Origin of the sequence: Flavobacterium sp. ACN2 (assembly GCF_002303885.1) — a bacterium.
In the GTDB taxonomy this organism is placed as follows: domain Bacteria; phylum Bacteroidota; class Bacteroidia; order Flavobacteriales; family Flavobacteriaceae; genus Flavobacterium.
Window position 1 is genome coordinate 288,436 of the sequence record NZ_MRCM01000001.1, and the last position, 12,507, is coordinate 300,942.

The following is a 12,507-nucleotide window of genomic DNA, read 5'->3' on the forward strand; positions in this document are numbered from 1 at the left end:
TTGTAAAATATAAGGTTAAAAAGTAGCGAAGATAAAAATGAAAAACGAGATTAGTATTTAATCTGTGACCATTTTGTAGAATTTAACGGCGAAACTCTATTTAAGACATCGGTTAAATCTGTAATTGTGATACTTGGGCCTCCAGAAAAAATAGAAACAATTTCATCTGATTTTGCATCAAAGAAAACTCGGGTTATAAAAGCATTTGGTTTAACAGAGTTTAATTTACCAATAAGCATTAATGCATTTTTGATTTTTTCCTTAGCAGCTTTTGTATCCAATGTCATTGCATCCAATCCTGTATGATATGCATAAGTAGTCTGACGCAAATCGCTATAGGTTGGAGCAATCATATCATTAATTAAATAGTATCGATTTTGAAGTCCGTCAGATTGGTTCCATCCTTTAAAACCTCCTTGTTGTGCAACATTGGCAATATTTTGCGCGGTTTGAAGATATGGATTTCCTGCTCCCATCTGAAAGGTATCAGCATCCATTCCTAAAATCACATAACAGTAGAAAGATATTACAGAAACCAAGTTTGACTCGTAAGTACTTGGGTTAAACAACAATGGTTCATACTCTGTATATCTAAAATTAAAATCTTTATCGTTGTAATTTAAAACTGGAGAAGAATAGGTTGAATTAAAAATCAATCTCGAAGACTGAACTTGAATTGTTCCAGTGAATTGATCTGAACTGTTAGATGATAAAGTAATATACATTGAACAGTTTATTCTTTCATTTTGTTTTAAAACAGAGCCTGTCCAGTCTGTTTTATTGACAAACTCAGTCAAAGAAGTCTGAAGCGTTTTAAAAACCTGATTATTTGGGTTTGTTAATCGTTCTGTATTAATAGTCACTGTACAATTTAACTGCTGAGCTTGTACAAAACCAAAGCTTAAAAATACTAATAGCGTAACTATCTTCTTCATAATCGTCTAGATATTTAATTTTATAACATAAGTTGTTTCCAATTTATGTTTTCGGCGTATATTCTAAATTTATGATTTTGAAAAATGCAGAATAACTTTATTCAAAATATCAGCCGCAACAGATTCTTTTGATTTTAATTCCATAGGTTCGATTTCAAAATTTTTATCAATAAAAGTAACTTTATTGGTCTCTTTTTTAAAACCGGCACCTTTATCTTGTAAGGAATTTAAAACAATCAAATCTAAGTTTTTTTTCTGAATTTTCAGCTTAGCATTTTCAATTTCATTTTCAGTCTCTAATGCAAACCCGATTAAAAACTGATTTTTTTTGATAGCACCCAAAGAAGACAAGATATCTTTTGTTTTCTCTAAATCTATCGAAAATTCTACAGTATTCTTTTTAATCTTTTGATCTGCAACAAATTTAGGTCTGTAATCTGCAACAGCAGCAGCAGCGATTGCCGCATCAACTTCATTAAAATACAAATGACAAGCATCGTACATTTCTTGAGCCGAAACAACATCTACCACTTTTATCAGACTATTTTTTGCTTTTAAATGAGTTGGTCCCGCAATCAAGAACACTTCTGCTCCTAAGTTTGCCGCTTCATTAGCAATATCAAATCCCATTTTTCCTGACGAATGATTCCCTATAAAACGTACAGGGTCTATCGCTTCGTATGTCGGTCCTGCTGTAACTAGTATTTTTTTTCCTTTTAAAGGCAATTTACTTTCTAAATCAGCTTCTAGAAAAGTTACAATATTCTCAGGTTCAGCCATTCGGCCCTCACCTGACAAACCACTTGCCAATTCTCCGCTTTCAGCAGGAATCATAATATTTCCGTACTGTTTTAAAGCTGTAAAACTTGATAAAGTTGAAGGATGTTTGTACATATCCAAGTCCATTGCTGGTGCAAAATAAACTGGACATTTTGCCGATAAGTAGGTTGCAATTAAAAGGTTATCACAATTTCCTGTAGCCATTTTAGACAAAGTATTTGCAGTAGCAGGCGCAATCAACATAAAATCTGCCCAAAGAGCCAATTCTACGTGATTGTTCCAAACTGCCTCTTCATCATCCTGATTAAAGAAACTTGAATGTACTGGATTTTTTGATAATGTAGATAATGTAAGTGGGGTTACAAAATCCTTAGAAGCAGGTGTCATGATCACTTGGACATGTGCACCTGCTTTTATAAAAAGTCGTACTAAAGTGGCTGTTTTATACGCTGCGATTCCACCAGAAACACCCAGTAAAATCTTTTTCCCGTTTAAAACTGACATTGTACTATTATTTGTTTGAACTTCTGTGGTAAGTTTTACCGTCTAGCCATTCTTGAACAGCTAAAGCGTGTGGTTTTGGTAATTTTTCATAAAATTTAGAAACTTCAATTTGTTCTTTATTTTCAAAAACTTCTTCTAGACTATCATTGTAAGTAGCAAACTCTTCTAATTTTTCAGTCAATTCTTTTTTAATCTCTGAATTAATTTGATTTGCTCTTTTAGCCATAATGGTAATTGCCTCATACACATTTCCTGTTGGCTCTTCAATAACTGTTTTATTGTAAGTTATTGTGTTTACAGGAGCATTCGTCTTTTTTAAATCCATGACTTTATTTTATTTAGTAAATTTTTGTAAATCTGTTTCAACTCTGGCATTCATTTCTTCTGCCTCTTTTTTATATTTCGTATCGCTTTTAAACTTCAATAAGTTAGCATAACATGTTTGTGCAACATGTAAACGATCTTCCATTTTTGAAGGAACACTGTTAATTGCCAATTTATATGCAGAATCGTATTTATAGAAAAGCGCATCTTCTTTAAATGGTGTTCCAGGAAAATCAGCAATAAAGTTATCAAAAGCTATTAAAGCCGATTTGTAATCTGATATTGTATTATATCCTTTAGCATTCTCGTAAGCTTTTTTCTCCAATTTACCATTTAGCTTCTGTACCGTCTCATTTGCCTGAGGAATATATTCAGAATTTGGATAATTTTCAATAAAAGTCTGTAATTTCTCTAATGCCTTTACAGTATCTGCTTGATCTAAACTATAAACTGGCGACAACTTAGAATAACTATAAGCTCCTAAAAACGCAGCTTCCTGCACTTTTTCACTTCTTGGATATCCCGAAACAAAAGCTTCAAACTGATAACCAGCTAAATAATATTGTTTTGTTTTATAATACGATTGCGAAAACATGTAAAACAGTTTTTCTGCTTGTGGTTTTCCTCTGTATGAAGTGGCTAGTTGCTCAAAAAGACGGATCGCCTTTGTGTATTTACCAGCATCATACATTTTTGTTGCCACTTCAAATTTTGCTGCAACATCATCATTTTTCAACGCTTTTTGATATTCTCCACAAGAATAAAAAAGAGTTACAACAATTAATAGCGATACTATTTTTTTCATTTTCTTACTGTTATTACAATCTCTCAGACAATTAATTATGCCAAAGTGAAATCGCACCGAAGTTTCGGTGGCAAATTTAGTTATTAATTTAGCTACTGCAAAATAATTTTTTAGTATCTTAAAATACTAACACTTTAACAATTATTTAATGCTGTTTTTCACAAAGTCATTTAGTCTTGTTGCTAGAGATTCATCAACAGAAACTAATGGTAGACGAACAGTATTCTCAGCAATTCCAAGGGCTTGGAAGATTTGTTTGATTCCAGCTGGATTTCCCTGCTCAAAAATCATATCAATACTGTCTGACAAAAAGTAATGTGTTTTGTAAGCGTCAGCCGCTTTTTTATTTAGTCCTAAACGGATCATTTCTGAAAATTCTTTAGGAAAACCTTGTCCAATTACAGAAATAACACCTGCTCCTCCCGCCAAAACGATCGGCAAAGCCAACATATCGTCTCCAGAAATCACTAAGAAATCTTTTGGAGCATTTTTAATAATCTGCATTGCTTGAGCCATATCTCCAGCCGCTTCTTTAATAGCTACAACATTTTTAAAATCGTTAGCCAAACGCACAACTGTCGAAGGAAGCATGTTACTTGCCGTTCTTCCCGGAACATTATATAGGATTACCGGAATTGGAGAAGCTTCAGCAATTGCTTTAAAATGCTGATAAATTCCTTCCTGAGTTGGTTTATTATAATATGGAGAAACCGATAATATCGCTTCAAAAGCAGAAAAATCTCTTGTTTTTAACTCCTCAACAATCTGCATAGTATTATTTCCTCCAACTCCTAAAACTAGAGGCAATCTTCCCTTATTCACATCGATTACAGTCTTTATAACCAACTCTTTCTCCTCTGCTGTAAGGGTTGCATTTTCTGCTGTTGTTCCCATCACAACAAGATACTCCACTCCGCCATCTATAGAGAAGTTTACAACTCGCTGTAAAGCCTCAATGTCAACTGAAAAATCTTTTTTAAATGGCGTCACAAGCGCAACACCAGTTCCTATCAATGATTGCATATTATTATTAATTTATTTTATATTTTTTAAATACCTAAACAATTCGGAAACGAATAGTTTATAGCTTCCTAATTCTGTACTAATCATCCAACGATTTAGCCTCTGGTCTACAGCAGAAAATCCGACTTTAAATTTAGCTTTTGACTTGCTTGTGATTAACATCAAAATACTATTCTCGACATTATAATAACTCAACAAAAGATCAAATTCTGAATTCACAAAATCATTCAAGAAACCTTCTGTAATTTCTCCGTTCCAATTGATGTGTTTATTACCAAAAGTTGGACGAGAATAGGTTTCTTTTTCCTTAAATTTTCCTTTGTATGCAAGAACTTTTATATTTTCTAAAGCAATTCCGTGGTGGGTTAACTCCTTTATTAGTGCTTCCGAATATTCAAAATCGCTCTCATCTATCAATAAACCAATTGATTGGACGTTTTTAGTAAATACTTCGCTTTTTTCTTTATTTAAATTATTATTTAATGATTTTTTTACAAAAAATTCCTTTATATAATTCAAAAACATAGTACTTTTACTAGATTACAAAATTAATTATTTAAGTTGCATTTAAAATGGTAAAACTAAAAAAGTATAACGGATTTTTAAAACTTTTTGTTATATTCTTAACACTTTTTTTAATCTCTTCCTGTAGTAAGAATAACTACAATTTAACTAAAATTGAAGGAAAACAACTCCCAGTTACTGAAAAAGCTGCAGAAACTCCTGAAATTGAAAACTTTATTAAGCCTTATCGCGATCACATCAATAAAGATTTGGATAATGTATTGGCTTATTGCCCAGAAACTCTTGACAAAAGTACTGGAAAATGGCAAACTGGCATTGGAAGCTTGATGGCAGATGTTTGTGTGCTAAGAGGAAACATTGTTTTTAACGCTCGCGAAAAGAAAGATATCGATTTATGTCTTTTAAATCATGGCGGTATTCGTGCTATTCTTCCAAAAGGAAATGTTACAACAAGATCGGCTTTTGAAATTATGCCTTTCGAAAACAGTTTGGTTGTTCTCGCTTTAAAAGGTGAGCAAATCTCAGAAATTGCTGCTTATATTATTAAGGAGAAAAAACCTCAACCATTGTCCGGAATGACTTTTACTATTACTAAAGACAATAAGGCAAAAAACATCATGGTGCAAGGCAAACCGCTTGATTTAAACAAAACGTACTATGTTGCAACAAACGATTACTTGGCAAATGGTGGAGACAGCATGACTTTCTTTGCAAAAAACATTCAAAAGTTTGACTTAAACTACAAGCTTAGAGATGTATTGATTGATTATTTTAAAGAAGTTGACACAGTAGTTGCTCCAAAAAATATCAGAATCACAGAGGAATAAAAATTATAAAAAACAAGCAAAGCATTTCTGCAAAAAATATATAAAATGAAAAGAAGAGAGTTTATCGAAAAAACAGCAGCGAGTACTGCCCTATTAAGTTTAGGATTGTCTTTGAGCAGTTTTGAAAGTAACGAGATTAAGCATTTAACGATTCTACATACTAATGATGTGCATAGCCACATTGACCCTTTTCCTGCTGATGATCCGCGTAACCCTAACAAAGGTGGTGTTTCTCGTCGTGCAACGTTGATTGAAACTATTCGTAAAGAAAATCCGAATGTACTTTTATTGGATGCTGGTGATATTTTTCAGGGAACACCATATTTCAATTATTATGGAGGTGAATTAGAATTCAAATTGATGAGTATGATGAAATATGATGCTTCTACAATTGGAAATCACGATTTTGATAATGGTCTTGACGGATTATATGCTCAGCTTCCGCACGCAACTTTTGACTTTATCAACTCTAACTACGATTTTAAAAACACGGTTATGGACGGACATGTGAAACCGTACAAAATCTTTAATAAAAATGGAATTAAGGTTGGTGTTTTTGGTGTCGGAATTGAATTGCAAGGTTTAGTAGACAAAAAACTATACCTTGAAACGGTTTACAATAATCCAGTTGAAGTTGCTCAGGATATGACAAAACTTTTAAAGCAAGAACAAAAATGTGATTTGGTAATTTGTCTTTCGCATTTGGGTTATAAATACAAAGATGATGCAACAAAAATTAGTGATTTGACATTTGCAGAACAAACGCAAGACATTGATTTAATTATTGGAGGACATACGCATACTTTCTTAGACAAACCTACAATTGTAAAGAATAAGGCCGGAAAAGAGGTTCTTGTTAATCAAGTTGGGTGTTACGGAATTAATTTAGGCCGTATCGATTTCTATTTTGATAAAAACAAAGCGCATACAAACCAAAGTGCAACTATTATTGTATAGTCTTTTTTTGAATTCTAGCTTTTTCTAAAAAGTATTCTACCATAAAGAAATAAGCTAGAATTTGAGTTGTATCTCGTATTAAAACTAAAACAATAGAATACGAGAAATATTCATTAAAAATATAAAAAATATCTGAGAAAATGTAACTTATAGCCATGAGCGACATCAGTAGCGCTATATGTGTTCCTTTTGTGATGTAACTTACAAAACAGAAATAGCTCAATATACTCAGAACGATTCCGTACACGGTGTATATTACAATAAATTTTCTCATACTGTCGAGCTGCAGGCTCAAAACAGAGATTAACAAATAGACGATAAAAACAACTACAATAGAAATAGGCAGAATATCGCGTTTGGTTAATCTGATTCTTTCGTGCTGTCGAATAAATATAGTGACGATTAAACTATAAACAACTAGAAAACTGAGTACTCCTCCTAATTCAGAGCTCTCAACATCCATTAAATCATAAACTTGTCCAACAAAACAGAATAAAAAAATCAATCCTTCTGTTTTCCCCATTTGAAACTCACTGCTAATTAAATAATAAATAAAAATAGCAGGGAGAACAATGGCTTTTGCATATGTCGCAAAAACATCTTGTTCTGTCCAATCAAAAATGATGGTACAAAACAAGCCGAAAAAGAACAAAATTAATGATGGTTTATTAGGCTTCATTCAATTTGTTTATAAAGTCTTCTTCTGATAATATAGTGATGTTCAACTTTGTTGCTTTCTCTAGTTTTGCTGGTCCCATATTATCTCCCGCGACTACAAAATCTGTTTTTGCAGAAATTGAGCTTCCTACTTTTCCTCCGTTATCTTCGATAGCCTTCTTTAATTCATCTCTAGAAAATTGACTAAAGACGCCAGAAACTACAAAAGTTTTTCCAACAAATTTATCAGTAGCATTTGGGTTTATTTTTTCTTCAATTTCAAATTGAATTCCATAACTTTTTAATCGTTCAATAATTTTTCTATTTTCTTCATTTTCGAAGAATTCGATAACACTTTTAGCAATTCTTTCTCCAATTTCATCAACCAAAATTAAATCCATTAAAGAAGCCTGTGCTAAAGCATCTATGTTTTTGTAATGTTTGGCTAGTTTTTTAGCCACTGTTTCTCCAACAAAACGAATTCCAAGTGCAAACAATACGCTTTCGAACGGAATTTCTTTTGATCTCTGAACTCCATTTACCAAGTTTTCAGCAGATTTTTGAGCCATTCTTTCCAAATGCAGAATGTCTTCAACTTTCAATTCATACAAATCGGCATAATTGTGCACTAGGTTATTTTTGAAAAGCAGCGCCACTGTTTCTCCTCCAAGTCCTTCAATATCCATTGCTTTTCTAGAAATGTAATGCTGAATTCTTCCAATAATCTGCGGAGGACATCCGTAAAAATTAGGACAATAATGATTTGCTTCTCCTTCATTTCTCACCAATTCTGTCTCACATTCAGGGCAATGCGTAATATAATGCGTTTTTTCTGAATCTTCCGGTCGTTTCTCTAAATCTACTGCAATGATTTTCGGGATAATTTCTCCTCCTTTTTCAACAAAAACAGTATCATTTATTCTAATATCTAATTTTTCAATTTGATCGGCGTTATGAAGAGAAGCTCTTTTTACAATAGTTCCAGCTAGCTGAACAGGTTCTAAATTAGCAACTGGTGTAATAGCTCCAGTTCTTCCAACTTGATACGAAATTGATTTTAATTTAGTTGAAACTTGTTCTGATTTAAATTTGTAAGCAATTGCCCAACGTGGCGATTTTGCTGTATACCCCAATTCTTCCTGATGCTGAATGCTGTTGACTTTTACAACAACTCCATCTGTTTCATAAGGCAAATTATGACGGTGAACATCCCAATAATCAATGAAGTCAAAAACTTCTTGCATACTATTAACTAGTTTTGCTTCTTTTGGAACTTTAAAGCCCCAGCTTCTGGCTAATTCTAGTCCTTCATATTGTGTTTTAAAAGGCAGATTGTTTCCTGTTACAAAATATAGCAAGCATTCTAGCGGGCGTTTGGCTACCTCAGCACTGTCTTGTAATTTTAAACTTCCCGAAGCGGTATTTCTTGGGTTTGAATATGGAGTTTCGCCAATTTCTATTAATTCTTGATTCATTTTTTCAAAACCAGCAAACGGAAGAATAATTTCTCCACGAATGTCAAATTTATCAGGATAATTTCCTTTCAAATGCAACGGAACTGATTTTATGGTTTTTATGTTGCTCGTTACCTCATCTCCTTGAAAACCATCTCCACGCGTTAAGGCCTGAACTAATTTTCCGTTTTCGTACGTAATACTTATTGAGGCTCCATCATATTTTAATTCGCAGGTATATTGCAAGTTTACGTTTCCTAAAACTTTCTGAATGCGGTTTTCCCAATCTAAAAGATCTTCTTTAGAATAAGAATTATCCAAAGAATACATTCTGTATTGATGCGGTATGGTTTTGAAATTTTTGGTAACAGTTCCTCCTACTCGCTGAGTTGGCGAATTTTCGTCAAAAAACTCTGGGTGTTTATTTTCTAAATCCTGAAGCTCTTTTAGCTTAATATCAAAATCATAATCTGAAATTGTAGCATTGTCTAACACATAGTAATTATAGTTGTGTTGATTAAGTTCATTTCGTAATGCTTGAATGGTCTCTTGAATGCTCATAAATAGTAAAATATTGCAGATTATAATAATGTTAAACTGAATATCAAAATTAGAATTTATTTTTGTTCAAATGCAGAAAAAATAAAAGTTTTAAAAAATCAAAAATCAGACTGCAAATCCATGCAGTCTGATTTCCTCCTTGTCCATTATTCTTAAAAAAGAATTAAAAAAACCAACTTCCAAATGGTTTCGACGTTTTATATTTTTAACTGAAAATCAATACTTTACAGTACAAATATAGAACTATTTTTGAATAATGATAAAATCTGAACGTCTATTTAGCACATGCTCCTCTTCAGAACATTTTACACCATTTTTACATCTGTTGATTAATCGGGTTTCTCCGTAACCAATTGCACTTTCAATTCTAGAAGCATCTATGCCTTGAGAAAGGATATAATCTCGAGTTGATTTTGCTCTATTATCTGAAAGTTTCAAGTTGTACGAATCCTTTCCGCGTGAATCGGTATGCGATTCAATTTTGATTCTGATGTTTGGAAATTTCTGCATAATGAAGACCACTTTAGACAATTCTTCTACAGCTTTTGGTGTAATGTCGTACTTGTCATAATCGAAGTAAATTGGATTTACATCCACTTTTTCAACTCCTTGTTTTTTAACAACTAAGTCATCATAATTGCTCAATTCAAAATTTACATCTTTTATTTCGCCACCATTTTCACCAGTTGTTTCTACTGTTTTATCATCACTACTGTAATTTTGTTTTGCGGCAATCATTTTTACCACTTTGTTGCAAGGAACTTCAATAGCATATTTTCCGTCAAAGTTTGTTTTGGTTTCGCCCAGAACTTCACTAAAAGAGTTATACGCCATTATCGTAACATCTGTTAAAGGCTTTTTTGTTTTATGATCGATAGCCATTCCAGAAATACTTTGGTTGCAAACTGGTTTTCCTTTTACAAAAGAGTAAATATCATCATCGCCCTTTCCTCCTGCTCTGTTGGAAGAAAAATAGCCATAAGCATCTGTTCTATCAATTATAAAAGAAAAATCATCTTTGTTACTATTGATAGGAGCTCCAAGATTTCTTGGGATAGAAAATGTTCCATCGGGTAAAAGTTTACTTTCATAAACATCTAAATCACCCCAGCCATAATGTCCATCAGACGAAAAGTATAAAACTCCGTTTTGGTAAAATGGAAATACTTCGTTACCAATCGTATTAATATTAGATCCTAGATTTTGAGGAGAACTCATGGTTCCGTCGGCCGCAATTTTCACCATGTACAAATCTGTTTCGCCTTGACCTCCAGGCATGTCTGAAGCAAAGAAAAGCAATTGTCCGTCTTCGCTTAATGATGGATGTCCAACAGAATAATCGTCGCTATCAAAAAATACTTTTTGAGGATTTTCTAATTTATTATTGACAATTGATCCTTTGACAATCTGGAAATTGTTTACTCTGGCCTCATCAACAACCAATTTATTTTTCTTTACAATATTGGTCGAATAATAAATAGTACTTCCTTTACTATCAAAACTTGCCGTAGCTTCATGATATTTGGTCATTACGTTTGGAAGAAAAACCGTCTCGTTGAATAAACTTCCGTCTGCCGGATTTCTTTCTGCAATGTACAAATTAAGAAAAGGCTGATTGTTCCAGGTATACAATTTTTCACTAAACTTTGTTGTATCACGAGCTGACGTAAATACTACATTATCTTTAAAAAATGTGGCTCCAAAATCTGATTTGCTGGTATTGATATCCAAATTTTTAATGGTGTAAAGCGGTTTTGCTTTTGCAACGCTGTCCATATATTTCTTTTGGGCAACATATTTATTAATCTCTACTTTATCACCTTTTTTATCTAGATATTCTTTTGTGATTTTATCTGCCTCATCATAATCCATAACTGCTTTCATAGATTGGATATAACGCAGGTAGTAAATATCAGTCAGATTATTTCCTTGAATTTCATACAATTTTCTATACCACTTAAGAGCATTTCTAGAATCAGAAATAAAATAGTAGGAATCTGCCGCGTTCTTCAAAGTCTGTGCTGATGGATCTTTTATGTTTTGCAAACATTCTTCGTAAGCTTTGGAAGCATCCAAATAAGAGAAGTTTTTAAACAAAGCATCAGCTTTCTTTAAGTTAGTTTTTTGAGCGAAACTAAACGTAACGCTCAAAATTAAACATAGGATATATAGTTTTCTCATAAGTTTTGTTTTTAGAAGAATCGAGGAGATTTAATTTTGCTTTGGTTTTTCACAAATTGATAACGCAAGATGATCTCGTGTGAACCATCATTGTATTTATTCAATTGGCTTACAGTATAATCAAAAGCATATCCAAGATAGAAACTTGGTGATATTTGAAAACCTGCCAGTATGCTTATCGAATCATCTGTTCGATACGCTCCTCCTATAACAAACTTTTCTTGAATCATGAAATTTGCTGATATATCTGCGGTAAGCGGTGCTCCACTTACGGCTTTTACTAAAAATGCTGGTTTAAATTTCAAATTTGGATTCAAATCAAAAACATATCCCCCCATTAAATAGTAGTGCAAACGATCATAATCTATAGATTCTTTTACATCGTCATAGTAATCATTCTGAATAAAACTTGGAATAGAGAATCCTACATACCATTTTTCTGTATAGTAGTAAATACCCGCTCCTACAGCTAGTTTCATCTGATTGTTAATGTTCTGATTTAACAAAACATCATCATCATCGTAATATCTTCCTTTAGACCAATCGATGTTTAACATTCTCGTACCGGCTTTTATACCAAAAGCTAATCTTTTTTCATATCCGAGAGGTAATGAATAAGAGAAGTTTCCATCAAGATACAGTTCGTTGGAAGGTCCGATTTTATCATTTACAATACTTAGACCTACTCCTAATTTTTCATTTCTAAGAGGAGCATGAATAGAGAAAGATTGTGTTTCTGGAGCTCCAGGCATTCCGACCCATTGAGAACGATACAAAAGTGCTGCTTCTATGGTTCCGGTAGATCCAGCATACGCTGGATTTACCGCCATAGTATTGTACATATACTGGGTATATTCGGGATCTTGTTGTGCCGAAGCGCAAACCGTAATAAAAGAACATATTAAAATGAAATATGTTTCTAATGATTTTATATATAGTTTCATAACGATACTTATTTAGTTTAATTAATTAGA

General features: G+C 32.9%; 12 protein-coding genes. 2 read left to right on the top strand and 10 right to left on the bottom strand.

What is annotated here, in order from left to right; translation table 11 throughout:
- Positions 1-50: 50 nt before the first annotated feature.
- The 6 genes from BSF41_RS01155 to BSF41_RS01180 form a co-directional block, all read right to left on the bottom strand.
- Positions 51-935, bottom strand: coding sequence for a DUF4835 family protein (locus BSF41_RS01155; protein WP_095927700.1), 885 nt, complete (start codon positions 933-935; stop codon positions 51-53).
- 69 nt (positions 936-1,004) lie between these two features.
- Positions 1,005-2,219: a bifunctional phosphopantothenoylcysteine decarboxylase/phosphopantothenate--cysteine ligase CoaBC gene (coaBC, locus tag BSF41_RS01160; RefSeq protein ID WP_095927701.1), complete on the bottom strand. Its 1,215-nt coding sequence runs from the start codon at positions 2,217-2,219 to the stop codon at positions 1,005-1,007.
- Between the two features lie 7 nt (positions 2,220-2,226).
- Positions 2,227-2,544 carry a DNA-directed RNA polymerase subunit omega gene (locus tag BSF41_RS01165; RefSeq protein WP_008463064.1) on the bottom strand — a complete coding sequence of 106 codons (318 nt, stop codon included), beginning with the start codon at positions 2,542-2,544 and terminating at the stop codon, positions 2,227-2,229.
- 9 nt (positions 2,545-2,553) lie between these two features.
- Entirely contained in the window at positions 2,554-3,348 is a 795-nt protein-coding gene (locus BSF41_RS01170) for an outer membrane protein assembly factor BamD (RefSeq protein ID WP_095927702.1), read from the bottom strand.
- A 141-nt stretch (positions 3,349-3,489) separates the two neighbouring features.
- Positions 3,490-4,371, bottom strand: a complete 882-nt coding sequence (dapA, locus tag BSF41_RS01175; RefSeq protein WP_095927703.1) for a 4-hydroxy-tetrahydrodipicolinate synthase — start codon at positions 4,369-4,371, stop codon at positions 3,490-3,492.
- Positions 4,372-4,383: 12 nt separating this feature from the next.
- A complete protein-coding gene (locus BSF41_RS01180) occupies positions 4,384-4,896 on the bottom strand; it encodes a hypothetical protein (protein ID WP_095927704.1) in 513 nt (170 codons plus the stop codon).
- A gap of 47 nt (positions 4,897-4,943) precedes the next feature.
- On the opposite strand from BSF41_RS01180, the gene BSF41_RS01185 reads away from it, so the two are divergent.
- Together BSF41_RS01185 and BSF41_RS01190 are read left to right on the top strand one after the other, a co-directional pair.
- Positions 4,944-5,723 carry a 5'-nucleotidase C-terminal domain-containing protein gene (locus tag BSF41_RS01185; protein ID WP_095927705.1) on the top strand — a complete coding sequence of 260 codons (780 nt, stop codon included), beginning with the start codon at positions 4,944-4,946 and terminating at the stop codon, positions 5,721-5,723.
- Between the two features lie 45 nt (positions 5,724-5,768).
- Positions 5,769-6,680 (top strand): bifunctional UDP-sugar hydrolase/5'-nucleotidase, encoded by a 912-nt coding sequence (locus tag BSF41_RS01190; RefSeq protein ID WP_095927706.1) that lies wholly within the window; start codon positions 5,769-5,771, stop codon positions 6,678-6,680.
- Here BSF41_RS01190 and BSF41_RS01195 read toward each other — a convergent pair.
- The 4 genes from BSF41_RS01195 to BSF41_RS01210 form a co-directional block, all read right to left on the bottom strand.
- On the bottom strand, positions 6,670-7,359 hold the full coding sequence (locus BSF41_RS01195; protein ID WP_095927707.1) for a hypothetical protein: 690 nt from the start codon (positions 7,357-7,359) through the stop codon (positions 6,670-6,672). The genes BSF41_RS01190 and BSF41_RS01195 overlap by 11 nt on opposite strands.
- Positions 7,349-9,352 carry an NAD-dependent DNA ligase LigA gene (gene ligA, locus BSF41_RS01200; RefSeq protein ID WP_095927708.1) on the bottom strand — a complete coding sequence of 668 codons (2,004 nt, stop codon included), beginning with the start codon at positions 9,350-9,352 and terminating at the stop codon, positions 7,349-7,351. The genes BSF41_RS01195 and ligA overlap by 11 nt, the downstream gene beginning before the upstream one ends.
- Positions 9,353-9,595: 243 nt before the next feature.
- Entirely contained in the window at positions 9,596-11,533 is a 1,938-nt protein-coding gene (locus BSF41_RS01205; protein WP_095927709.1) for an OmpA family protein, read from the bottom strand.
- 11 nt (positions 11,534-11,544) lie between these two features.
- Positions 11,545-12,477, bottom strand: a complete 933-nt coding sequence (locus BSF41_RS01210; protein ID WP_095927710.1) for a type IX secretion system membrane protein PorP/SprF — start codon at positions 12,475-12,477, stop codon at positions 11,545-11,547.
- Positions 12,478-12,507: the final 30 nt, after the last annotated feature.